20 protein-coding genes and 1 CRISPR repeat array are annotated in these 23,051 nt (G+C 58.0%); of the genes, 16 read left to right on the top strand and 4 right to left on the bottom strand.

Annotated elements, in window-relative coordinates; all coding sequences use genetic code 11:
* Positions 1 to 182: 182 nt before the first annotated feature.
* From LG409_RS16375 to LG409_RS16365, 3 genes are all read left to right on the top strand, one after another.
* Positions 183 to 1,556 (top strand): aspartate aminotransferase family protein, encoded by a 1,374-nt coding sequence (locus LG409_RS16375; protein WP_319799332.1) that lies wholly within the window; start codon positions 183 to 185, stop codon positions 1,554 to 1,556.
* A gap of 30 nt (positions 1,557 to 1,586) precedes the next feature.
* Positions 1,587 to 3,083, top strand: coding sequence for a CoA-acylating methylmalonate-semialdehyde dehydrogenase (locus LG409_RS16370; RefSeq protein WP_039175116.1), 1,497 nt, complete (start codon positions 1,587 to 1,589; stop codon positions 3,081 to 3,083).
* A gap of 254 nt (positions 3,084 to 3,337) precedes the next feature.
* Positions 3,338 to 3,958, top strand: coding sequence for a TetR/AcrR family transcriptional regulator (locus tag LG409_RS16365; RefSeq protein ID WP_016915179.1), 621 nt, complete (start codon positions 3,338 to 3,340; stop codon positions 3,956 to 3,958).
* Positions 3,959 to 3,965: 7 nt separating this feature from the next.
* On the opposite strand, the gene LG409_RS16360 is transcribed toward LG409_RS16365, so the two are convergent.
* Complete coding sequence (locus tag LG409_RS16360) at positions 3,966 to 4,424, bottom strand: Lrp/AsnC family transcriptional regulator (RefSeq protein WP_100732141.1); 459 nt, start codon at positions 4,422 to 4,424, stop codon at positions 3,966 to 3,968.
* A gap of 125 nt (positions 4,425 to 4,549) precedes the next feature.
* On the opposite strand from LG409_RS16360, the gene LG409_RS16355 reads away from it, so the two are divergent.
* A complete protein-coding gene (locus LG409_RS16355; protein ID WP_227407156.1) occupies positions 4,550 to 5,497 on the top strand; it encodes a nucleoside recognition domain-containing protein in 948 nt (315 codons plus the stop codon).
* Between the two features lie 191 nt (positions 5,498 to 5,688).
* On the opposite strand, the gene LG409_RS16350 is transcribed toward LG409_RS16355, so the two are convergent.
* On the bottom strand, positions 5,689 to 6,666 hold the full coding sequence (locus LG409_RS16350) for a LysR family transcriptional regulator (protein ID WP_227407155.1): 978 nt from the start codon (positions 6,664 to 6,666) through the stop codon (positions 5,689 to 5,691).
* A gap of 102 nt (positions 6,667 to 6,768) precedes the next feature.
* Here LG409_RS16350 and LG409_RS16345 point away from each other — a divergent pair, with 102 nt between their 5' ends.
* From LG409_RS16345 to LG409_RS16330, 4 genes are all read left to right on the top strand, one after another.
* Entirely contained in the window at positions 6,769 to 7,434 is a 666-nt protein-coding gene (locus tag LG409_RS16345; protein WP_227407154.1) for a LysE family translocator, read from the top strand.
* A gap of 87 nt (positions 7,435 to 7,521) precedes the next feature.
* Positions 7,522 to 8,484 (top strand): lysine exporter LysO family protein, encoded by a 963-nt coding sequence (locus LG409_RS16340; protein WP_227407153.1) that lies wholly within the window; start codon positions 7,522 to 7,524, stop codon positions 8,482 to 8,484.
* Between the two features lie 236 nt (positions 8,485 to 8,720).
* Positions 8,721 to 9,182 carry an Hsp20/alpha crystallin family protein gene (locus tag LG409_RS16335; protein WP_227407152.1) on the top strand — a complete coding sequence of 154 codons (462 nt, stop codon included), beginning with the start codon at positions 8,721 to 8,723 and terminating at the stop codon, positions 9,180 to 9,182.
* A gap of 35 nt (positions 9,183 to 9,217) precedes the next feature.
* Positions 9,218 to 9,631, top strand: a complete 414-nt coding sequence (locus tag LG409_RS16330) for an Hsp20/alpha crystallin family protein (protein ID WP_100731314.1) — start codon at positions 9,218 to 9,220, stop codon at positions 9,629 to 9,631.
* 71 nt (positions 9,632 to 9,702) lie between these two features.
* Here the strand turns inward: LG409_RS16330 and LG409_RS16325 are convergent, their stop codons facing one another.
* Positions 9,703 to 10,572: a PhzF family phenazine biosynthesis protein gene (locus tag LG409_RS16325; protein WP_227407151.1), complete on the bottom strand. Its 870-nt coding sequence runs from the start codon at positions 10,570 to 10,572 to the stop codon at positions 9,703 to 9,705.
* Positions 10,559 to 10,771: a DUF1127 domain-containing protein gene (locus LG409_RS16320; protein WP_081194578.1), complete on the bottom strand. Its 213-nt coding sequence runs from the start codon at positions 10,769 to 10,771 to the stop codon at positions 10,559 to 10,561. Before LG409_RS16320 ends, LG409_RS16325 begins: the two co-directional genes overlap by 14 nt.
* Positions 10,772 to 10,946: 175 nt before the next feature.
* Here LG409_RS16320 and LG409_RS16315 point away from each other — a divergent pair, with 175 nt between their 5' ends.
* The 8 genes from LG409_RS16315 to cas7e all read left to right on the top strand — a co-directional run bounded on the left by LG409_RS16315 (position 10,947) and on the right by cas7e (position 23,049).
* A complete protein-coding gene (locus LG409_RS16315) occupies positions 10,947 to 12,380 on the top strand; it encodes an aminotransferase-like domain-containing protein (protein ID WP_227407150.1) in 1,434 nt (477 codons plus the stop codon).
* A gap of 273 nt (positions 12,381 to 12,653) precedes the next feature.
* A CRISPR array of direct repeats spans positions 12,654 to 14,879; the repeat unit is 29 nt; unit sequence CCGTTCCCCGCAGGCGCGGGGATGAACCG.
* Between the two features lie 211 nt (positions 14,880 to 15,090).
* Positions 15,091 to 15,273, top strand: a complete 183-nt coding sequence (locus tag LG409_RS16310; protein WP_081138750.1) for a type II toxin-antitoxin system HicA family toxin — start codon at positions 15,091 to 15,093, stop codon at positions 15,271 to 15,273.
* Positions 15,274 to 15,296: 23 nt separating this feature from the next.
* Positions 15,297 to 15,701: a type II toxin-antitoxin system HicB family antitoxin gene (locus LG409_RS16305; RefSeq protein WP_081138748.1), complete on the top strand. Its 405-nt coding sequence runs from the start codon at positions 15,297 to 15,299 to the stop codon at positions 15,699 to 15,701.
* Between the two features lie 290 nt (positions 15,702 to 15,991).
* Positions 15,992 to 16,363, top strand: a complete 372-nt coding sequence (locus tag LG409_RS16300; protein ID WP_227408139.1) for a CRISPR-associated endonuclease Cas3'' — start codon at positions 15,992 to 15,994, stop codon at positions 16,361 to 16,363.
* Positions 16,350 to 19,013, top strand: coding sequence for a CRISPR-associated helicase Cas3' (gene cas3, locus LG409_RS16295; RefSeq protein WP_227407149.1), 2,664 nt, complete (start codon positions 16,350 to 16,352; stop codon positions 19,011 to 19,013). The genes LG409_RS16300 and cas3 overlap by 14 nt, the downstream gene beginning before the upstream one ends.
* Positions 19,014 to 19,229: 216 nt before the next feature.
* Positions 19,230 to 20,834, top strand: coding sequence for a type I-E CRISPR-associated protein Cse1/CasA (casA, locus tag LG409_RS16290; RefSeq protein WP_227407148.1), 1,605 nt, complete (start codon positions 19,230 to 19,232; stop codon positions 20,832 to 20,834).
* Positions 20,831 to 21,904 (top strand): type I-E CRISPR-associated protein Cse2/CasB, encoded by a 1,074-nt coding sequence (gene casB, locus LG409_RS16285; protein WP_227407147.1) that lies wholly within the window; start codon positions 20,831 to 20,833, stop codon positions 21,902 to 21,904. Before casA ends, casB begins: the two co-directional genes overlap by 4 nt.
* A 2-nt stretch (positions 21,905 to 21,906) precedes the next feature.
* The gene (gene cas7e, locus LG409_RS16280) at positions 21,907 to 23,049 is read left to right on the top strand and encodes a type I-E CRISPR-associated protein Cas7/Cse4/CasC (RefSeq protein ID WP_227407146.1); all 1,143 of its coding nucleotides are present in this window, start codon (positions 21,907 to 21,909) and stop codon (positions 23,047 to 23,049) included.
* The last annotated feature ends 2 nt before the right edge of the window (positions 23,050 to 23,051 follow it).

Here is a 23,051-nt window from a genome sequence, read left to right as displayed (position 1 = left end):
AAATATAATGGTTAGGCCGATTTTGCTGCTTCGTCAAGCGCTGGCAAGTCCTCAGGGCGCGCTATTACGTATCTATTCCCTAACGTGAACAAAAGAAAAGCGTAATTTTACATACGTGTCGAGTGGCGCATGCTGGCTGCATGCTATATTGCCAGGCAGCCGAACATGAGGAGACGAACACCATGTTGGACGTACAACGACCATCCGCCACGCAGACCGCCGAGCACGCATCCCGTGAAGGGGGAGCGTCTGCGCCGCTGAATCAGCACTATTGGATGCCCTTTAGTGCCAACCGGGACTTCCGTGCCAACCCGCGCATGATTGCGGGCGCCGAAGGGCGTTATTACATCGATGACCAGGGACGCAAGCTGTTCGATTCGCTCTCTGGCCTGTGGACCTGCGGGGCGGGCCATAACCATGAAGAGATTCAAAAAGCGGTAGCGGCGCAGTTGGGCACGCTGGATTTTGCCCCCGGCTTTCAGATGGCCCACCCGTTGGCGTTCAAGCTGGCAGAGAAGGTCGCCAGCTTAACGCCTGCCGGGCTGGATCACGTGTTTTTCACCAACTCCGGCTCAGAAGCCGCCGATACCTCGGTCAAGATGGCCAAGGCGTATTGGCGGTTGAAGGGTAAGCCGGAAAAAACCCGCATGATTGGCCGCGCCAAGGGCTACCACGGGGTGAATATCGGCGGCACCAGCCTGGGGGGCATTGGCGGTAACCGCAAGCACTACGGCCAGTTGATGGACGTGACGCACCTGCCCCATACGCTGCAAGCGGGCCATGCCTATACCCGTGGCCAGGCGGAAACCGGTGCTGAGCTGGCCGATGCGTTGCTGGATCAAATTGCCTTGCACGATGCGTCGACCATTGCCGCCGTGATCGTGGAGCCCATGTCGGGCTCGGCGGGGGTGATCGTGCCGCCCAAGGGCTACTTGAATCGGCTGCGGGAAATCTGCACCGCCCACGATATTCTGCTGATTTTCGATGAAGTCATTACCGCCTTTGGCCGCAGCGGCGCCACCACTGGTGCCGAAGCGTTTGGCGTCACGCCGGACATCATGAACGTGGCCAAGCAGATCACCAATGGAGCGGTGCCCATGGGGGCCGTGATCGCCTCCCGGGAGATTTTCGACACCTTCATGCACGCCGGTGGCCCGCAGCATGCCATCGAGTTTCCCCATGGTTACACCTACAGCGCTCACCCCGTGGCCTGTGCTGCTGGCCTGGCGGCGCTGGAGCTGTTCGAGCGTGAGGACTTCCCCGCTCAGGTCAGTGCGATTGCCCCGGTGTTCGAGCAGAAACTGCACGCCCTGAAAGGCCGCCAACATATCGTCGATATTCGCAACTACGGCCTGGCCGGTGCCCTGCAGCTTGCGCCGCGTAACGGCGACCCGACGATTCGCCCCCGCGATGCCCATATGGCGCTGTGGGAAGCCGGTTTTTACGTGCGCTACGGCGGTGACACCCTGCAGTTCGGCCCTCCCTTTGGCACCACGGAAGCCGAGCTTGAGCGTTTGTTCGATGCCGTCGCCAGTACCCTGGATTCCTTGGCATAACCTTGGCCCACCCTGTTTCGGAGTTTCATGATGAGTGTTGTTTCCCACCTGATTAATGGTGAACTGGTGGAAAGCCAGCGTACGCTGGACGTGACCAACCCCTCCACGGGCAAGGTGGTTCGCCAAGTGGCGGATGCCAGCGCGGCGGATGTGGAGCGGGCGATTGCTGCGGCTCAGGCGGCGTTTCCTGCCTGGCGTGATACGCCGCCCGCCAAGCGTGCCCAGGTCATGTACCGCTTCAAGCAGCTGCTGGAAGAGCACGCTGACCGCCTGGTGCAGCTGGTCAGCGAAGAGCATGGCAAGACGGTGGAAGACGCCATGGGCGAGCTCAAGCGTGGCATTGAAAACGTCGAATACGCCTGTGGCGTGCCGGAGCTGCTGAAAGGCGAGTACTCCCACAATGTGGGGCCGGGAATCGATGCCTGGTCCAACTTCCAGCCGCTGGGCGTGGTGGCGGGCATTACGCCATTCAACTTCCCCGCCATGGTGCCGCTGTGGATGTACCCCATGGCGATTGCCTGCGGTAATACCTTTATCCTCAAGCCCTCCGAAAAAGACCCGTCGGCCGCCATGGCCGTGGCCGAACTGTTGCAAGAGGCCGGGCTGCCCAAAGGCGTGATGAACGTAGTGCATGGCGGTCGCGAAGCGGTGGAAACCCTGCTGGATGCCAAGGCCGTGAAAGCCATTTCGTTCGTGGGCTCTACCCCCGTGGCAGAGGCGATCTACTCCCGTGGCTCGGCGGCAGGTAAGCGCGTTCAGGCGCTGGGTGGAGCCAAAAACCACGCAGTGATTCTGCCGGACGCCGACCTGGAAAACGCCGCCAACACGCTGATGGGCGCCGCCTACGGCAGCTGCGGCGAGCGCTGCATGGCGATTTCGGTGGCGGTGTGCGTGGGTGATGAAACCGCCGACCGTCTGGTCGACACCATGCTGCCCAAGATCGCCCAGTTGAAGGTGGGCCCCGGTACCGATAAAGGCCTCGATATGGGCCCGCTGGTCACCGCCGAACATCGCGATAAAGTGCTTGGGTTTATCGAAGACGGCGTTAACGCTGGCGCTTCGCTCGTGGCGGATGGGCGCGGCCTGAGCGTGGCTGGCCATGAAGAGGGCTATTTCGTCGGTGGCTGTCTGTTCGATCACGTCACTGCGGAGATGCGCATTTATCAGGAAGAGATCTTCGGGCCGGTACTCTGCGTGGTGCGGGTCGGTAGCCTGGACGATGCCATGCAGCTGATCAACGACCACGAATACGGCAACGGCACCTGCCTGTTCACCCGCGATGGCGAAGCCGCCCGCCGCTTCACCGACGGTATCGAAGTGGGCATGGTAGGGGTGAATGTACCGCTACCCGTGCCGGTGGCCTACCACAGCTTTGGCGGCTGGAAGCGCTCGCTGTTTGGCGACCTCCACGCCTACGGCCCAGACTCGGTGCGCTTCTACACGCGTCGCAAAGCGGTTTCCCAACGCTGGCCCTCCGTCAGCGAAGCCACCCGGGCGGAGTTCTCGTTTCCCACCAACCAGCGTTGACGCGATGCGCTAACTACGCCATCTTCTCTGCACCACCGCCTGCCTCCTCGTGGGGCGGTGGTGCAGTTTTTGGTGCGTATTGTGAGAGGGTGTTTACAAATGTCACGAGGGACGGCCAGGCAAGGCGAAATCAGCCGAAAAAGCGCAGTTTACGAGGTGTAAATGAGCATTTTGAGGTTGGTTTCAGCGCCGCATGGCCTAGCGCAGTAGTTTGTAAACACTCTCTGAGCGGACGGTTGCAAAGGGATACCAGTGTGGCGAGAACACAGGACGAAATACGGCAAACCAACGTCAAGAAAATCCTTCAAGCGGCGGAGCAGCTGTTTGCCGAAAAAGGCTACGCCGGTGCCTCCATGGGCGACATTGCCCAGTTGGCCGACCTGCCAAAGTCCAACGTGCACTACTATTTCTCGACCAAGAAGGCGCTCTACCAGGAGGTGCTGCTGGCGCTGCTGGAGGTGTGGAAGCAGGACGCGCTCTGCTTCGAGCTGTACGACGACCCACGGGTGGTTCTCTCCACCTACATTCGCGCCAAAATGAATCATTCTCGCTACCGCGCCCATGGTTCCAAGATATGGGCGGCCGAAGTGATGCAGGGCGCCCCGATTCTCAAGGAGCGGCTGCGCGACAACCTCTATGAATGGGCCAAGCTGAAAGAGTCGAAAATTCGCGAGTGGATCGACTCCGGCCAAATCAACCCCGTCGAGCCTTCGTACCTGCTCTACATGATCTGGGCCTCTACCCAGCACTACGCCGACTTCGACTACCAGATTTACCTGCTCAACGACGATAAACCGCTGGACGACCTGCAGTTCGAAAAAGCCGTGCAGTCGGTGACCTCGGTGATTTTGAGAGGGATTGGGTTGACGGCTTGAATCACACTCAAGTGCGAAGCGGTACCGACGTATCAAACTTATGCCGCTTGCGTGATAGCAGCGTGCGGAACTTGCGCAGGTTGTCGTCACCGTAGAGCACACGGTCGCAGAAGTGGTCGTATTCATCTAAATCGGCCACCGTGACGATCAACACAAAATCGCATTCCCCGGTTACTTGATAACACTGTTTTACTTCAGGGGCGCCCAACGCTGACGCTAAAAACCGTTGGTATAGTAGCTTGTTATCCCTCTCCATGGTGACTTCCACCACTATATGCAGGCATGGCCCCATGGTATCGGGGTTGAGCAGTGCAACCTCCCGTTCAATGATTCCCGCGTCGCGCAATCGATTGACTCGCTTTAAACAGGCCGAGGGAGAGAGCCCTATCTCATCCGCCAACGCTTGATTGGTCAGGCTGGCGTCACGTTGAAGCTGGTAAAGAATTCTTCGATCAATGGCATCCATGAAATAACCTGCTCTTTCTTTGTTTATAAAGAACGAATATTGATTGCTAGTGCTGTATTGGAGAGAAGATTCTGCGTCATCGTCGATATCATAACGTTTGTCCGAGCGATGACAACGAGGGATCAATGCGGATCGACATTTACCATCTATTGGCTGGGGCAGGCTGTTTATTGCAAGACGCGCTGCGTGTTTACGTGACGTTACTCAAAATCCTGATTCCGGCACTGCTCATCGTCAAAGGGTTAGAGCTCTTGGGGGGGATCGGCTGGCTGGGGTCGCTATTAGCCCCCTTGATGAGTGTACTGGGCTTACCCGAGCAAATGAGTATTGTATGGGCGGCGGCGCTCTGCACCAATTTGTACACCGCCATGGCGGTATTTCTTCAAGTCGCCGCTGATACGCCTTTGACTGTTGAGCAAGTCACCGTGTTGGGTGCGTTAATGCTGGTAGGACACTCGATACCTGTTGAAGGAGCCGTTGCCAAGCGGGCTGGTGTCCCTTGGTGGGCGACGTTGGTACTGCGCGTAGGCGGAGCTTTGCTGCTGGCTTGGCTTTTGCACTGCTTTTATACGTACTTTGGCTTGTTACAAGTGCCTGCTGTATGGATATGGCAGCCAAGCTTTTCATCAGCACCAACGATAAGCGGATGGGCGATAGCACAGCTTGAAACGTTGGCGCTTATTTTTGTGATTATTTTAGCGCTGCTGGTGTTGTTGAAACTGCTAAAAACGCTTGGCTTGGAGCGTTGGATACATCTTGGCTTACTCCCGCTACTCAGGCTATTAGGCATCGGGCGTTCGGCCGCCAATGTGACGGTGATTGGATTCACGTTGGGGCTTAGCTATGGCGCAGGGCTATTGATACGGGATGTGCAAACAGGGGTGTTGAGCCGGCGCGATAGCAAGCTGGCTCTTTGCTTTCTCGGCCTTTGTCATAGCGTTATCGAAGACACGTTGCTGATCTTGATGCTTGGTGCTGATCTCGTGGGCATCTTATGGGCACGGCTGTTATTTGCCGTGATCGTCACTGCTGTGATTGCTCGTTGGACGTTACACACAAAGAGTGACCCATAGGCCATCATACTGGCTGTCGTAAGCGTAAAACGGATACGCCCAATCCAATGAAAGCACACCCCATCAAGCGATTGGCCCATGTCATCCGCGAGCGACTGCTCAGCCAGCGGGCAAGCAAACGGCTTGGCAAGCATTAATTTTGCCTTGCCTCACCGACGCCTGCAGGCTAACTTCCGGCGGGTTGCCGACCACTAAAAAGGCGCCTCGGGCGATTCGTAGGGAGGGGCTGATAGTGCCGGTTCCTGAGGTGTCTTTTTATACAAAGTGGGCTCCTGGCCCAGCCGCTCGGCCATGAAGCTGATAAAAGCACTCAGTTTTGGTAGCAGGTATCGAGTCGGTGGATAAAGTACCCAAGCCTCGCCACCATAATAGTGGGTCTTGAATTTCCATTCCGGCAGTACTTGTACGATATCTCCCTGCTGCAATGCATGGCGAGCGGTGAAGTACGGCAAACTGCCGATGCCAAGATGCTGTAACACTGCGTCAAGCCTTGCCCCGGTGTGATTGACCGCGTATCGGCCACGCACCTTGACGCTCACTTTCTTGCCCCCGCGCTGGAATTTCCAGCGGGAATCACCGGGCTCCTCGCCCAGAAAAATGCAATTGTGCACTTTCAGATCGTGCGGATGTGCTGGTGTGCCCTGGCGCGCGAGATATTCTGGTGTCGCGCAAAGCATGTGGTCTATGTCAATGAGCTTTCGCCCCATCAGCCCGGGTGAAGGGCGATCCGTAATATGGATTGCCAGATCCACCTGATCATCAATCAAGTCCACATAATTGTCATTGAGCTGTAGCTGAACGTCGATTTTGGGGTAACGGGCCAGTAAGTCAGGAATGTGGGGATGGATGACGAAACGTCCTACCGCCTTCGGCACACTGACGCGTATTAGCCCTTGGGGTTCTGGGTCGAACTGCCCGGAAATGGCCATCACGGCTTGCGCTGCGTTCACCATATCAACGCAACGCCTATGAACCTCATGCCCGCTTTCGCTCAGCCGTAGTTTGCGGGTCGTACGCTGGAGCAGTCGGGTGCCCAATGCCTTCTCCAGGCGGGCAACCGAGCGGCTGATTGCCGAGGGCGTTGCGCCCAGCTGACGTGCCGTTTCAGAGAAGCTGCCGGTTTCGACCACCTTGACGAAGACCGCCATTTCGCCCAACAGGGCGACCATCCGATTTGTGCTCATGAGGCAAAGAGTATTTGAATTTGAGATGGATTATCGCAGCCGCTCTTTGTCAATACAATTGATAATCGATGGGAGAGGAGCGGCTATATGACACCGTATTATCTTGGGGAGTTTCTTGCCCTGGCCGCCATTCACTTTCTTGCCGTCGTGGCGCCGGGGCCGGATTTCGCTGTAACGATTCGCCAGAGCGTGCTCTATGGGAGGCGTTTAGGCATCGCTACGGCGGCCGGCATTGGGGCCGGTATCTCGGTGCATGTGATCTATACCTTGCTGGGGGTCGGCGCGTTGATGCACACAACCCCCTGGTTACTGAGTGCGGCCGAGTTGGTGGGCGGAGCCTACCTGTTATATCTCGGCGTCACGTTCATCCGGCAGGCAGGCAAGCACACAGCAGGGTTGGCGCTGGATGCCGCAGCCGAGACAGGGGCAAGAAGCTTTCGACAGTCGTTCGCGCTGGGGTTTCTGACTAATGCTACCAACCCCAAGGCGACGCTGTTTTTCCTGGCCGTGTTCACGACTGTGGTCAGTGATTCGACGCCATTGCGTATTCAAATGCTTTATGGCGGCTGGATGTGCCTAGTCAATGCCGGTTGGTTCGTGTTGGTCAGCCTTGTGTTTACCAGCCCGCCTGTTCGCGAGCGATTTCTGCGTATCGGTCACTGGTTCGAGCGGTTGATGGGAGTGCTGCTCATCGCCTTTTCGATGCGTTTGTTGTGGGGAATTGCAGGAGTGATTTTCACCTTTTCAAACTAAGGCACTGCTTGTTGTGCATGCGCTACAGGTCTCTTACTACATATCACCCATAGTCAAGTCTGGAGTTGATGCAGGAGATGCCGATAGGTGCATGATACTTATAGATTTCTCGCCAATGGTTCAAAGAATATGAATATAGTTTTTTCTCTGCTACCGATTCTGATTGCGCTACTTGCGGGGTATGCGATTGGAAGACTGCTTCCCACCCAGATCCGTAAGCCGCTTTTACATTCCATAGCACCTTTGGTTTGGGTGCTTCTATTCCTTATTGGCTTCGAGTTTGGTGAGGTGATTTTGTCGGCAAGCTCGATAGGCATCGTGATGAAGGCCGCGTTTATTTTTGCAGTCTGCACCACGGTGTTTCCATGCCTGCTCATTCTCATGCTTAAAAACAGTCGGCAAAGTTTCCCAGCCAAAGCGCGTCCGCCATTCAGATTGAGCTATATCTGGCCGCCGCTGAAAGAGTGCCTCATAGCCTTGGTGATGGTTGGGCTGGGCGGTGTGCTTTACCTTCTGCAGGATCGCATTCTAGAGGGGGCTCTGGTGCTTCCGTCAAGCGGTGCCATGCTACTGCTGCTAATTCTTTTGGTCGGCATCGACCTAACACAAATCAAACTTAATGTGCAGTGGTTGTCGTGGTCGATATTGGCCATTCCCCTGGTCGTTGTTCTGGGCTCCTTGGTCGGTGGTGCTATGGCTGCCTGGATTACTGGTGAAAGCTTGCGGGTCTCCTTGGCCCTTGCCAGTGGTTTTGGTTGGTTTACGCTTTCTAGCGTCATGATCGGTGATGCGCTTGGGCAAGTGTATGGAACGATGGCACTCATGACAGACCTGCTTCGTGAACTGCTTGCTATTATGGTGCTCTACGCCTTGGGACGGCATCAGCCGCAGATTGGTATTGGCAGCGCCGGGGCAACTGCGCTGGACTCGACGTTGCCGATTATCAAGCAGGCCTGTTCGCCCGATGCGGTGCCATTGGCTCTGGTTAGCGGGTTCTTGTTGACGCTGCTGGCACCGGTGTTCATCACTATCATGATTCCAGGGATTTGAAAGCAGCTTTAACCGCCTGATTGAATTCGTCGCCAGGCGATCATGAGAGGAGTGGAGTCCCGAGCAGGCCAACGCTTTCAAGGGCGGTCAAAAAACCAAAAAATTGCCATCCAGGCCCTTGAAAATCGATTGAGCGCTCCTATGTTGCGAATTATAGAGGCTGCCTCGGTGGAGTGGATAAGAGGCCGCCTCTTATCGCAAGTCTCATAGTCTGCTTAACGTAGGAGGTATTCGATATGTTCGATGATCTCAAGCGTTTTGAAACGGGCTCGTCTCAGCAGTTTGACTGGCTCAACCAGTTGCTGGATAGCTTCTTTCCTGATCGTAATACGATGGACATTCGAGCGGTGCCGCGGGGCAGTTTTCCCATGGTCAACATTGCCCGTAGCGACGATGCCGTCAGGGTCTATGTGTTTGCCGCAGGGTTGGCTCCCTCGGATCTGACCATCGATGTTCAGGACAATGTGCTGACCCTGCGTGGTAAACGAGACACCGTGAAGGGGCTCCATGAGGATAATGACTCGCGTCAGGTACTGCGCCGTGAGCGCGTCAGCGGGGAGTTCGTTAGGTCGATCGCCTTACCCGAGGGTATTGACGTCGAGCGGTCAGAAGCTCGCCATGCCCATGGGGTGTTCGAGATCGTGCTGCCCAAACGCGAGGAGCTCAAGCCGCGGCGTATAGAGGTTCAAGCGGCGTAAATCATGCGTTTAACCTTGTTAAGGAGGGATAAATCATGAATGACATCGTCCGTTCATCCAACTCCCATTACTCCCCGGTTCAGCAGCAAGGGCAGAGCAGCCAGGATCGGCACTATACGGAAGCGTTTTTGCCAGCGGTGGATATTATCGAGGAGGCTAACGCGCTCAAGCTGGTAGCCGATATGCCCGGCGTCACACCGGAGACGCTCAAGGTAGAGATCGATAACCATGTGTTGAGCCTGGAAGGGGAGATAGCGCTGAATATGCCGGAAGGGCTCAGCGCCTTGCATGCTGAAGTGCGCGGTCAGCGCTTCGCGCGGCGCTTCAACCTGAGTCCGGAGGTAGATAGTGAGGCCATTACGGCCACTATCGTCAACGGCGTACTGACGCTGACGCTTCCCAAGCAAGAGAGCCTCCGGGCGCGCCGTATCGAGGTCCAGGCGGCGTGAAGGTAGGCAATGCATGATGAAAAGGAGGAGTGTCCGCGATACCGTGGACACTCTTTTGTACTTCTGGGGCATCACTGTCGGTAAAGCGTGCCCTTGCCCACCACTATGGCGTGCCCACCCACCGTCACCCACCCAGGCTCGATATCGCCATTAGCTGCTGTATAGATGATGCTGGGACGGCCCATTTCAATGCCTTGATGAATCGTGCAATGCAGTGCGTCGCTGGTGAGCGATGCCAGATAGTGGGTCAGGGCGGCGGCGGCACTGCCGGTTGCGGGGTCTTCGCAAAGGCTGGCATGCATGCAGAACATGCGGCTACGAATCACCGTGCGGGTCGCCTCGTGTCGTTCGATGACGTAAAGATAAACCTGGGGGGCCTCGCTGGTCATCACCGCACTGGCCCAAAGTGCCGATGAAATGCGGATGTTCTCCAGCGCCTTCACATCGGCCAGCTCGATCAAATGAAAGGGCAGCCCCAGGGAGGCCATGACGGGGTCGCCTATCACCTGATGGATATCGAGCCCCAGCAGCTCAACGGCCGTCAGCCGGTCGATCGGGCTGGCGGCCAGTAGGGCTGGTTGCGACGTCGTGAACATGGCCTGGCCGTTTTCGTAGCGAACCGTCAGCGCACCAATGGGCGGGTGAAGCACCAGGGGGTGCGTGGGGTTGGCGAGTTCCAATGCTGCCAGCAAGTGTGCGGTACCCACTGTTGGGTGGCCTGCAAACGGAAGTTCTCTCGTCGGCGTGAAAATCCGCATTGGATAGTGGTTCGGTTGCGTGGCGGCACTCAAAAAAACCGTTTCTGCCAGATTCAATTCATTGGCCAAGGCCTGCATGGTGGAGGTGTCCAGTTCATCGGACGCCAGAAAAACCGCGAGCGGGTTGCCGGTAAATGGCTGCTCGGTAAAGACGTCCAGCAGGTAGTAGTCAGCACTTTTCATGGGGAGTCTCCTCAAGGGGCGTATGTTTCCAGAACGCTTTATGGCCTTCTTGGGCTGCCTGGGCGCGGGTGATGCCAATATCCTCGAGTAGCCGGTCATCCAGGGTCAGTAGCTGGCGGCGGCTACGGCGGTAGTGGCGGTACTGATGCAGTTGGAGACGTAGCTGACAGCGGAGCTGGGCAAGACTGAAGCGTGGCATGGCGAATCCTCCAGGGGCATGGCGGTGGGCTGCAGGACTAGAATATTCGGCGCCGTTTCTTTGATACAGACATAGGTTTTTTTATTTTTAAGATACAGATGGGCGTGTTATACCTCTGTATGGCAGTTGGGTACGTTATCTGTATGGTGGGGTGGGCTATAAGAAGGGAATTGTCATGACGCGCTATGAAGAAATCGCCGCTATCCTGCGCGAGCGTATCGAGCACGGTATCTACCGTGTGGGCGACCGCCTGCCCTCCATTCGAGCGGTGTGCCAGGAGCTGGACGTGAGTATCTCGACGGCCCAGGAAGCCTACCGGCAACTGATGGATGTGGCGTTGATCGAGTCGCGGCCCAAGTCGGGTTACTTCGTGCTGCCGAGCCGAGCACCCTCGGTGCTGCCGTCCATGTCGCGGCCTGCCCAGCGGCCGCTGGACATCTCTCAATGGGATCAGGTGCTGGAGCTCGTGGCTACCCAGCGCGATGATCAGCGGCTGCTGTTGGGGCGGGGAGTGCCTAACCTGGAGTACGAGACGCTGCGCCCGCTCTCCAGAATCTTGGCGGGTCTTCACCGTCGCAATGATCTGCATGGTTTCAACTATGACAAGCTGAGCGGCAGTCCCGAGCTGCGCCAGCAAGTCGCCAGGCTCGCGGTCGCGTCTGGCTGCCTGCTGCATCCAGATGATCTGCTGATCACCACGGGCTGTCAGGAAGCGCTGGCTATTGCCTTGCGCACGCTGACACAGCCCGGCGATGTGGTGGCCGTCGACTCGCCCAGTTTTTACGGCACCATGCAGATTTTGAAAGCCAATGGTCTGAAGGCATTGGAAATCCCCACTGATCCGCAAACGGGCATCAGCCTTGAGGCGCTGGAGCTGGCGTTGGAGCAGTGGCCGATCCGCGCCATACAGGTCACGCCCACCTACAATAACCCGTTGGGGTACACCATGCCGGAGGATCGCAAGCGGGCGCTGTTTCAGCTTGCCCAGCGTTTCGATGTGGCGATTATCGAAGACGATATTTACGGTGACTTGTCCTTTAGCCTGCCAAGACCGCGCACCGTGAAATCCTTCGATGACGATGGCCGCGTGATGTTGTGCAGCGGCTTTTCCAAAACGGTGGGGCCGGGGCTACGGGTGGGCTGGCTGGCGCCGGGGCGTTATCGCGATCAGGCGCTGCATATGAAGTACGTCTCCACCGGTGCTTCAGCCACGCTGCCCCAACTGGCCGTGGCGGAGTTCGTTGCCAAAGGGCATTACGAGCGGCACCTGCGCCACGTGACCCGGCAATACCAGCGCCAGCGAGACGTCATGATCGGTTGGGTGCAGCGCTACTTCCCGCCTGGTTCGGGCATCAGCTACCCCCAGGGCAGCTTCCTGCTCTGGGTAGAGTTACCCGCCGCGGTGGATTGCGTGAAGCTCAATCAGCGTCTGGCGCAGCATGCCATCCACGTGGCGCCGGGCTCGCTGTTCTCCGCCTCCGGCAAGTTCCGCCAGTGCCTGCGGCTGAACTATGCGTTTACGCTCACCCCCGCCATCGAAGACGCGGTGCGAACGGTAGGTGAGCTTGCCACTGAGATGGTGGAGGAGGCGCAGGCGTCGCTCGTATAAAAACGACAGAATCAGTCAGTAAGCACATCCAATAGCGCCCTGCACGAGTCGTCTCCCATGAGTGAATGCGAATGCCATAAGAGAGACCTCACTTCTTGAAAACGCTGCATACGTATACGATTGCGCGAGGCTTGGTGCGATTTTTATAGGTTTCTGCAACATACTGATTTTACTGTTCTTTAATAATATTGTTCTGGTCAAAAATCGATCTAAACCGCTGGTGAACTTTCTACTGAACATTTTTATCTTGCAGAACAGCCATCTACAATTAGTCCGTTCCCCGCAGGCGCGGGGATGAACCGCGTTGTCCCGCAGACCGCGCATGTACTCCATGCCGTTCCCCGCAGGCGCGGGGATGAACCGCCGCGGTACTCTTCAGCGGTCTGGTCGCCTTGCCGTTCCCCGCAGGCGCGGGGATGAACCGTAATTTCTTGACGGATAACGCCTAAATTATAGCCGTTCCCCGCAGGCGCGGGGATGAACCGTACACCCATGCCTCAACAGCGCCTGCTGGGGCCCGTTCCCCGCAGGCGCGGGGATGAACCGGACGTTGCTGATATTGAATTAGTATTGGGTGACCGTTCCCCGCAGGCGCGGGGATGAACCGGACAGTCAGGCGTCAGCCGCGATCCGCCAGAACCGTTCCCCGCAGGCGCGGGGATGAACCAGACAAACACGCTCTGATGGAGGCCAGCCGGGCCCGTTCCCCGCAGGCGCGGGGATGAACCGCGGCTACGCTCTCCGGTATTGTTTCTCGCTGGCCGTTCCCCGCAGGCGCGGGGATGAACCGTGGTGGACGCGGTGCCTTGGTAGACGCCGATACCGTTCCCCGCAGGCGCGGGGATGAACCGTTGGCATGAAACGAATCGGAGGCCTCGGCTAACCGTTCCCCGCAGGCGTGGGGATGAACCGCTGCTCGCCAGCCCCTTCCGTGCTTGGTGTGACCGTTCCCCGCAGGCGCGGGGATGAACCGCGCATGAAGGCCGAGCAGGAAGAACGCCGTAACCGTTCCCCGCAGGCGCGGGGATGAACCGCATTCGGATGTAGCCAAATGCTGGGCACGCATCCGTTCCCCGCAGGCGCGGGGATGAACCGAGAATGCCCTCGGGGTCAGCGCGCTACGGGCCCCGTTCCCCGCAGGCGCGGGGATGAACCGTCTACTGTGGCGCGACTACAGAGAAGCAAGCCCCGTTCCCCGCAGGCGCGGGGATGAACCGGCAACGAGTTCTCGCTGATTGAGCGCGACGGTCCGTTCCCCGCAGGCGCGGGGATGAACCGAGATCGGCATCAAGTACAACACCTACTACCGCCCGTTCCCCGCAGGCGCGGGGATGAACCGATAGAGCTGCCGTGGACCCCGGTAGTCGCCATCCGTTCCCCGCAGGCGCGGGGATGAACCGTTACAGCAGCACCGACAGCAGACATTGCAGACCCGTTCCCCGCAGGCGCGGGGATGAACCGGCGATGAGCGCCGGCCGGATGAGACAGAATGACCGTTCCCCGCAGGCGCGGGGATGAACCGGCGGAGAAAAACAACCGGCGCATCGAGATTCACCGTTCCCCGCAGGCGCGGGGATGAACCGTGTATACGCCTGTCGCCGCACCGTTGCCGATGCCCGTTCCCCGCAGGCGCGGGGATGAACCGCTCGAACTCCGAGCGGGCATAGGGCGTTAATCCCGTTCCCCGCAGGCGCGGGGATGAACCGCAGCGTGTGACGATTCCAGCCGTGACGGGATGCCGTTCCCCGCAGGCGCGGGGATGAACCGCACGAGCAACCCAGGCGGCAAACCGCTACATCCCGTTCCCCGCAGGCGCGGGGATGAACCGGTCAACTACGCGGCCGAAGCGGCTGGCCAGGCCCGTTCCCCGCAGGCGCGGGGATGAACCGTCCATGCGGGCGACTTCGCTACCAACAGGAAGCCGTTCCCCGCAGGCGCGGGGATGAACCGGTGCCGCTGGGTAGCCGGTAGCTGACCACCACCCGTTCCCCGCAGGCGCGGGGATGAACCGATCATACAACGGTTGGAAACAACCGCTTTGCGCCGTTCCCCGCAGGCGCGGGGATGAACCGTATGGTGTTTATACCGCTGCCCAGGCTCGAGACCGTTCCCCGCAGGCGCGGGGATGAACCGCTGCGAAAGCCCGCGAGTGCTGGAGGTGCCGCCCGTTCCCCGCAGGCGCGGGGATGAACCGGGTCAGGCGTCAATAGGTAGGCCGGGGCGTTGCCGTTCCCCGCAGGCGCGGGGATGAACCGTGTTGAGGCCAAGAAAGGCAAGGGCACTACGTCCGTTCCCCGCAGGCGCGGGGATGAACCAGCAGCTCCATTGGGCAGCTACCGCTCGGAGTCCCGTTCCCCGCAGGCGCGGGGATGAACCGGGATGTCGCTAATGGGTATGGCGCACGACGGTCCGTTCCCCGCAGGCGCGGGGATGAACCGTTCGAGACGAGAAATAGAGTTAGAAGATAAACCCGTTCCCCGCAGGCGCGGGGATGAACCAAGTTGAAGGGAGCGTTTTCTGGCTGAAGTGGTCCATTGTAAACATAGGAATACACTGTGGACGGCGATCAGGCTAGTGCCTCCAGGATCATCGACTGAATATTCATATCTAAGGCTGGTGTGGAGCTAGAAGTGCGTCTGGAGGTATGAATTCTTGCAAATTTATAACTCTGGGGTTATTTTTTAATTGACCAAAAGAACAAGGAGGAAGGGTGAAAAGCAAGGATGTCATCAAGGAGATGGAAGCTGATGGATGGTATCTAGATCGTGTTAGTGGGAGCCATCACGTATTCAAGCACCCTACCAAGCTCGGCAGTGTGCCCGTGCCTCATCCGAAAAAGGATTTGCCTAAGGGCACCATCCACAATATCAGAAAACTTGCGGGGCTCAGGTAGCTCGGCCGTTCAGGAGGTAACTCATGCAATATCCGGTTGCTATCGAATGGGGCGATGAACACACCGCCACCGGTATCGTCATTCCGGACATTCCCGGTGCTGTGACAGCGGGTGACACGACCGAACATGCTTATGAAATGGCAGTGGAAGTGGCTCATATCCAGTTGGAAGAATTAGCCAACGAGAATAAAGATATTCCCATGCCGCGCAGCATTGCGGAGCATCGCCAAAATCCAGAATTTGAAGGGTGCGGCTGGGGGATTATTGATATTGATATCACGCCCTACCTCGGCAAAACCGAAAAGGTGAATGTGACGCTGCCAGGTCACGTCATTCGTCAGATCGACCAATACGTGACCACCCACGGTATTAAAAGTCGTTCTGCGTTCATTGCCTCGGCGGCATTGGAAAAGCTGAACCACGCGTAACGAACAGGCTGGCTCGAAGCGAAAGACGTATTTATATAGCGAGGCTGAAGCCACAGTCCGAATGGAAACCCCGCACTCTACCGAGCGCGGGGTTTTTTTATGATGACGCAATGCGTTCCATCACCGGTCGTTTTGGACCTTTCTTTCGACCTCTAGACACGCTATCGTCAGTTTTGGTGAGATGGCTAATTTTAATGAGCTGATATGGCTGTCGGTGGAGTCGCCAATGCTCTGCGTTGGTAACCAGGTGGATGTGGTAGCCATCCAGATGAAGGGAGAACATTTTGATCATGCCGAGCAGACCCCCACGCCTACCGGCCTATCATCGTTATGCTGGCAAGGCCCTACCGCGACAGTCAGAGGATGCCTGTCATTTGCTTGCTTGGCATAGCCTGGATGTAGCGGCCGTTGGCTGGCACCTGCTGGCCCCTGAGCGCCCTTTGACCCAACAGCTGGCTGCGCGTCTGAGTATTGAGACCGAGTCATTACGACGGCTGATGGTTTTTTTATTGGGGCTTCACGACCTGGGCAAGTTCTCCCGAGCCTTTCAGGAGGTACTTAAACTCTCGCTCGACGGCATGGCAACGCCGCAAGGCGATGCCTTTGAGCGTCAAATCAGCCGAAGCGTAGCAAGGGGATGGGCATATCATGTTGGTAGATAGTTTTTCCAGCCTGTCAAAAGCTGCGCGGAGCCTATGGTCAAAAAGCGCTATCGAGGGGGGAGGGCATAATCTTTTAGCGCACATGCTGGACGTGGCTGCAGTGGTGGAAACCTTGCTCGAACGTGAGCCACAAAAAAGCCTGGATTGGGCGAGTCACGCGCTTGGATTACCGCGCGAAGGCGCTATTCGTTGGATTGCTGCCATTGCCGGATTGCACGATTTTGGCAAGGCCATCCCGGGCTTCGTACTCAAGTGGCCGTTAGGCCATGCACGTGCTCAGGCTGCCGGTCTTATTTTCCTTGGCCGAGCAGAAGCGCGTAACAATCATTCACTGGCCACTGCAGCCCTTCTAGTAGAGCCGCTCAGCGAGCTGACAAAGGCTCCGTGGGGGTGGGTGCTTGCGGTTGTGCAGGCGATCGCTGCCCATCATGGTCGTCATTTTCGCGCAGACGAGACAGGCCGTGGGCGGCCTCTAGGCGAGCCTCCCGATTGGGCACGAGCGCGTCGCGAGATACTCGATGTGTACTGGCAGATCCTGAATCCTCAAGGGTGTCCGAGCCACGAGGATCTGGATCTTGTAGCGGTGAATTGGCTGGCCGGTTTGACCAGTACCGCAGATTGGATTGCATCCAACGTGGAGTGGTTCGCGCTTGGCGAGCGCCGTGACGATCTGCAGGAGTATTACGATCATGCACGCTCGCTCGCTGTGGATGCACTGGAAAATGCCGGTTGGCCACGGTTTCGCCAGATTTTGACCAATCCTTTCACGACGGATGCCCTGCTTGGCCGTATTCGCGGCGAGCCGACGGCGCCGCGCCCGTTGCAGCAAGTCGGTGAGGCGCTGCTTCAAGACGCGTGCGGGCCTACCTTGCTGCTCGTCGAGGCGCCGATGGGTGAGGGCAAAACCGAGTTGGCTTACCTGGCTTATCTTCGTTTGCAGGCTGCTAACGCGCATCGCGGACTCTATGTCGCCTTGCCCACACAGGCGACCGGTAATGCGCTTTTCGACCGTACCCAAAAGTTTCTTCACGCCTTTGACGACACTACGGCCGTAAAACTCGTTCATGGTGGTGCGGCTATGAGCGAGCAGCTACAACATTTGCGCGGTATCGCGCATGATAAGCAAGAGAGTATCTCGGCCTCGGTCTGGTTTTCCCAGCGGCGTCGGCCATTGCTGGCGCCGTACGGTGTGGGTACAGTTGATCAAGCACTGCTCGGCGTGCTCAATGCCAAACACCATTTCGTGCGGCTGTGGGGATTGGCAAACCGAGTGGTCGTGCTTGATGAAGTGCATGCCTATGACACCTATACCAGCGTGTTGATCGAGGCTCTTGTGCGTTGGCTCAAGGCCATGGGGAGCTCAGTCGTCCTTATGAGCGCTACCCTGCCAAAAGACAAGCTTGATCAATTGGTGCGTGCCTGGGGCGCCGATCCACACGAAGTGCCAGAAACCGATTACCCGCGCCTGACGAAGATCGATGCCTCTTCGATTCGCTGTGAGACGTTCGAAAGTCGGCCGCAGGGTCCCATTACTCTGCATGGCCTCGATGAGTCGTTGGAGGCGATCAAGGACCAAGCGGTCGCGTTGCTCGAAGAGGATGGTTGTGGCGCGGTGATCGTCAATACCGTTGATCGTGCTCAGCAACTATTCCGTTTACTGGAGTCGTACGCAAGCACCAACAGCATCGAAATAGTCCTGTTTCATGCACGATTTCCTTCGGACCAGCGTTCGGAAATCGAAAAGCGTGTACTCGAACTTTTTGGCGAATCGGGAAAACTCGAGGATGGGACGCGACCACGAAAGGGGTTGTTGATTGCGACCCAAGTCGCGGAACAGTCGCTCGATCTGGACTTCGATTTCATGCTGAGCGATCTCGCCCCTATCGACCTGCTTTTGCAGCGAGTCGGCCGCATGCACCGTCATAAGCGGGAGCGACCGACCGCGCACAGGCAGGCACGCTTCTGGATTGCAGGGTTGCATTACGACCATTTGCCGTCATTCAAGGCCACCGCTTGGGAGTATGTGTATGACCCGTACGTACTGGGGCATACGTGGGCCTGTCTACGCGAGCTGCAAATGCTGCAGCTACCAGCCGATATCGATACGCTCGTGCAGCATGTCTACAGCTTTCCAGAATTGCCGACCTCGATTAACGCACAGACCCGCGATTTCATCGAAATCGAGTGCTACGGTGCTCGTTTGGGCGTCGAAAAGGGCAAGCGTCAACAAGCGACCGATATATCGCTCGACCCGGAGGATGAGCCAGCCCGGGCCTACCAGAACAAGCCCTATGGCGGTGATGATGAAGAGGGCATGCGTAATGTGACCCGGCTGGGGCCAGAGTCGGTGAGTCTGGTGCCGATCAATGTGATCGACGGCGCGTGGACGGTCGACGGCATCGTTATCGATCCGGCGCAAATACCGTCCGACGATGTTGCTCGCCGCCTCTATGCCCGACAGCTGCGCGTATCGCGCAAGGCGGTCGTACTGCATTGCAAGCAGACCGAGCTGCCTGTGGTATTCGCCGATCATCCTTTATTGCGGCATCTACACCCCATGCCCATGGCCGAGGGCCGCTGTGAACTGGGTGAACAGTCGCTTTATCTCGATCCGGATCTGGGGCTCGTTTATGAAGCGGGTGAAAAGTGAGGGGAGGAAGTTCCTCCCCTCGTCGACCCCACGTGTGTGGGGAGGTTTAGCAATTCGCGCATAGGCAAAAGGACTATTCGGTTCATCTCTGCTTGGGCAGAGTGCTCGACTATAAGCCAATCGTCGGGGGACGTATATTTTCTTGGTTGAATTTATATAAAAACCTATTCTTGGAAATAGTTAAGTCGTCTGGGGCGTTTCAGTGCGGGGGAGTACATGACAGACACGAGCGATAGCATTCGGGTGGGCGCTGAACTTTCTGTTCCGGCCTATGACCTGCTCCGAGAACCCTGGTTGTCTGTCTGTCTTGCAGACGGAACGGTTACCTCAATGGGGCTGCTCGAAACGTTCGAGCGTAGTCGGGAGATCGTCGCGCTGGCGGATACCGCGCCGCCGAGTGTCGTGGCGCAATACCGGTTGCTGCTGGCGATTACCCATCGCGCCATCTCCACGGCGCAAGGACGCTGGCGAGAGTCCGAGCGGGCTGCATGGTACCGAGACGGCCTGCCCGTTGATGCGATACGCACCTATCTTGAGCAGTGGCACGACCGCTTCTGGCTATTTCACGATACCCATCCGTTCATGCAGGCGGCCGTTCTGGATACGGCCGGGCCGACCCGCGATAAACTCAAAAGCGTAGCGCAAATATCCTTGGCAAGTGCCACCGGCAATACGCCCGTGGTATTCGACCACGCCTATGACAGCGAGCCAGCAGAGCTCACCCCGGCCCAAGCGTTGAACAAGCTGCTCGGGTTTCTGCAATTCACGCCCGGCGGGCTGGTCAAGGTGTTTCGTGGTTCGGACAAAGCCGGGGCGCTGGCCAATACCGCCGCGGTGGTTCCCTTGGGCCAGACGCTGGCGGAGACGATCGCGCTGAGTCTCCATCCGGATGAACGACGCTCGAATGCTGAACCGGATCTGCCCAGTTGGGAGCTCGAACCGCTCACGGAAAAACAACTTGTCGGTGAGCCGGTATTTGCCACCGGGCCGAATGATCGCTACACGCGCCAGAGCCGTGCCGTGCTGTTCAAGCGTGAGGAGAACGGCAATATTCGCTGGCTGCGTTTCGGGGCTGGACTGGCTCTGGGCGATAGCGAGACCCAGCCCGACCCGATGGCTAGTTTTCGATCCGGTCAAAACGGGCTCGTACGCATTAGCTTTACGGAAGGGCGCGCGACATGGCGCGATCTACCCGTGCTTGTACCCGGGCCTGAGACCGAAACCGAAAACCGGCGTCCGGCTGCGGTCATCGCGTATGCCGCAAGCCTGCATCAAGCACTCGGACCCGGCTCGAACCGTTATCAGCCGCTATTGGTGGCCGGACTTGCGAGTGATCAGGCCAAGCTGCTGCGCTGGCGTATGGAGCAGATCGTGCTGCCAGCCAATCTGATGGTCGATCTCGACCGCTCCGAGACCCTCCAAGAGAAAGTGGCAGATGCCGAAGCACTCTACTACACGCTGCGAGCGGTGGCGCGCGGGATGCTCGCCGACAGCATGCCGGATCCGGACAACAAGGAGACAAAGGCCCGAGCTCAAAGTCTTCTGGCGGCCGGGCCACTAGCGCCCACATATTTCGCGTCGGCCGAGCGAGCTTTACCCATCTTAATGGCGCAGCTCGCCGCGGACGAATTCGAAGCCGCGACCGCTAACTGGAACGATACGCTGTGTGACGCGGCCCAACGTGCCTGGCGCGATGTAGTCGTGGGATTGGGTAGTACGCCCCGCGGGCTGCGTGCAGAAGCCCGGCACTATCCGCGGCTGCTGGGTCTGCTCAGCAAATACTCGACCAAGGCAGGCTTCGCCGCAGGAGAAAAGCCATGACCTCCCATGCCGGCAAATTCGTCGGTTATCTCGAAACCCTGTATGCAAATAATCCCGGAGCCATTGCCCGCCTGCGCCATAGCTTGGCTCAGCCGATCGGCGAAGATCCAAAAGCGGTGGCGATTGTCGAGCGTTTTGCAGGCGCGGAACGCGACGTGGACGATCCGTATCGACTGGCGCTGTATCTCACTGCCGGTTTATATGCGAGCCACCCGGAACAGGCAGGCGCCACGATTGCCGAGGCGTTTGGCACGCTATGGCGTACCCGGCAAAACCCCAGCATAGAGCAGCGTTTCATTGCCCTGCTGCAAGCCGATGAACAGCAGATCGCGGCACGTCTGCGCCAAGCCACGACGCTGCTCGCGGCAGATGGCTACGGGTTTGATTACGTTCAGCTCATAGCGGATATCGCGTTGTGGCTTGATCCCCTCAAGGAAGAGTATCGGTGGCAAGCTATGCGCCAGCGTTGGGGCCGCGAGTTTTACCGCACGGCGTTAGCGGATCAGGCCCTGCAAAATGAGCCCGACGCGCTAAAGCAGCACCTGCTGATGCTTGCTAAGAATGAATCCCCGGGACTGGCTCGTCTGCGCCGAAGCCTGACGCTGCCGCCTGGTGAAGATCCAGCGGTATTCCCCTGGATTGAGCCTTTCATTGATCCTGCCTGGGAAAGCGGTGACCCGAGACGGCGTGCGCGCTACCTCGTGGCAGGCCTTTTCGCGGCCCATTCAGAATACGAGCCGGATTGTACCTTGGCTTTCGCGCTTAACCGGTTGGCCGCGCAGGAGAAAAATGACGCAGAAAGCGTTGAGCGTCGTTTCATTGCGGTGCTTGGTGCATCGGGCGACACCATCGCCGATCATCTACGCCAGGTGGTGGCGTTGCTTCGCGATACCCAAATCGGCTACGACCCAGCGCTTCTTATCAAGGATATGGAAGTCTGGTTGGCACGCACGCCGAACGTGGCACGCCTCGATCGGTGCCGCCAGCGCTGGGCACGGGATTTCTACTGGATCCCGCGTAAAGACGAACACAATAACCAATCCGAAATAACACAAGAGCAGGGGGCCTGAACATGCGTGCATTCCTCGAGTTTCACATCATCCAGAACTTCGCACCGTCCAATCTCAACCGCGACGATACGGGGGCGCCCAAGGACGCGATCTTTGGCGGCCATCGTCGTGCGCGGGTGAGCAGTCAATGCTTCAAGCGGGCCACACGCTTGGCGGCGGCAGAATATGATCTCATCGACGAAGCTCATCGCGGCATTCGCACCAAGCGGCTCAAGCGGCTGCTGGTGGAGCGTTTGGCCGACCGCGATCCTGAAGAATCGGCCGGTAAGATCGAGAGCGCCTTGGCAGCAGCCGGTTTGAGTTCGTCAAAGAAAGACAAGGAAAAGACCGAATATCTTTTGTTTCTCGGTGAGAAGGAGATTGCCGGGTTCGCGGAATTGGTCGACCAATATTGGGACGAACTGGCCGACGTCGATGCAACGGCAAACAAGAAACAACGCAAGGCCTCGGCCCCGCCGGAAGTCACTAAAAAGGCTAAGGCGTTGCTCGATGGTGGCAAGGCGGTGGACATTGCCCTGTTCGGACGTATGCTCGCTGATTTGCCAGCCGTGAATCAGGATGCAGCGTGCCAAGTGGCGCACGCGATCAGCACCCATCGGGTCGAGCGGGAATTCGACTATTACACTGCAGTAGATGATCGTGCGCCGGATGACAATACTGGCGCCGATATGATCGGTCAGATCGAGTTCAACTCGGCGACCTTCTATCGCTATGCAGTGCTCGACCTCTACAAGCTATTCGATAATCTCCAGCAGGATCGAGAGCTTGCCCTATCGGCCGTCGAAGCATTCGCGACCGCGTTCGTGCGCGCCGTGCCCAGCGGCAAGCAAAACACGTTCGCGGCCCATAACGCGCCGGATTTTATCGGTGTAACTCTGCGCCACATCGCCCCCATGAGCCTGGCCAACGCCTTCGAGAAGCCGGTTGTCGCCGATCTGCGTATATCGTTGACCGAGCAATCGGTCGAACGCTTGCACAAGGCCGATGAAAAGCTGTCTGCCGTTTACAGCGACGGTCAAGACCAGTGGCTCTATCTGGATCTCACCGGCCAATGGCCTGACAAGAACCGGGGCGAAGCGCAGCCCAATCTCAGTCGACTCGCCCAGCGCGTGCGCGAACTCGCAGATGACGCGCTGGAGGCATAGAC

The organism is Halomonas sp. NyZ770 (assembly GCF_020616575.1).
Classification (GTDB): domain Bacteria; phylum Pseudomonadota; class Gammaproteobacteria; order Pseudomonadales; family Halomonadaceae; genus Vreelandella; species Vreelandella hamiltonii.
Note: the sequence above shows the minus strand (reverse complement) of the source record. Positions and strands in the feature narration are given on the sequence as shown.

Excerpts from the sequence above, each read along its gene's own strand:
- LG409_RS16325 (WP_227407151.1), bottom strand. The coding sequence starts at position 10,572 with ATGAAAAGTGCTGACTACTACCTGCTGGACGTCTTTACCGAGCAGCCA.
- LG409_RS16360 (WP_100732141.1), bottom strand. The coding sequence starts at position 4,424 with ATGGATGCCATTGATCGAAGAATTCTTTACCAGCTTCAACGTGACGCC.
- LG409_RS16375 (WP_319799332.1), top strand. The coding sequence starts at position 183 with ATGTTGGACGTACAACGACCATCCGCCACGCAGACCGCCGAGCACGCA.
- cas3 (WP_227407149.1), top strand. The coding sequence starts at position 16,350 with ATGTTGGTAGATAGTTTTTCCAGCCTGTCAAAAGCTGCGCGGAGCCTA.
- LG409_RS16300 (WP_227408139.1), top strand. The coding sequence starts at position 15,992 with ATGCCGAGCAGACCCCCACGCCTACCGGCCTATCATCGTTATGCTGGC.
- LG409_RS16315 (WP_227407150.1), top strand. The coding sequence starts at position 10,947 with ATGACGCGCTATGAAGAAATCGCCGCTATCCTGCGCGAGCGTATCGAG.
- casB (WP_227407147.1), top strand. The coding sequence starts at position 20,831 with ATGACCTCCCATGCCGGCAAATTCGTCGGTTATCTCGAAACCCTGTAT.
- LG409_RS16350 (WP_227407155.1), bottom strand. The coding sequence starts at position 6,666 with ATGGTCGCCCTGTTGGGCGAAATGGCGGTCTTCGTCAAGGTGGTCGAA.
- casA (WP_227407148.1), top strand. The coding sequence starts at position 19,230 with ATGACAGACACGAGCGATAGCATTCGGGTGGGCGCTGAACTTTCTGTT.
- LG409_RS16355 (WP_227407156.1), top strand. The coding sequence starts at position 4,550 with ATGCGGATCGACATTTACCATCTATTGGCTGGGGCAGGCTGTTTATTG.
- LG409_RS16345 (WP_227407154.1), top strand. The coding sequence starts at position 6,769 with ATGACACCGTATTATCTTGGGGAGTTTCTTGCCCTGGCCGCCATTCAC.
- LG409_RS16305 (WP_081138748.1), top strand. The coding sequence starts at position 15,297 with ATGCAATATCCGGTTGCTATCGAATGGGGCGATGAACACACCGCCACC.
- cas7e (WP_227407146.1), top strand. The coding sequence starts at position 21,907 with ATGCGTGCATTCCTCGAGTTTCACATCATCCAGAACTTCGCACCGTCC.
- LG409_RS16335 (WP_227407152.1), top strand. The coding sequence starts at position 8,721 with ATGTTCGATGATCTCAAGCGTTTTGAAACGGGCTCGTCTCAGCAGTTT.
- LG409_RS16370 (WP_039175116.1), top strand. The coding sequence starts at position 1,587 with ATGAGTGTTGTTTCCCACCTGATTAATGGTGAACTGGTGGAAAGCCAG.
- LG409_RS16320 (WP_081194578.1), bottom strand. The coding sequence starts at position 10,771 with ATGCCACGCTTCAGTCTTGCCCAGCTCCGCTGTCAGCTACGTCTCCAA.
- LG409_RS16330 (WP_100731314.1), top strand. The coding sequence starts at position 9,218 with ATGAATGACATCGTCCGTTCATCCAACTCCCATTACTCCCCGGTTCAG.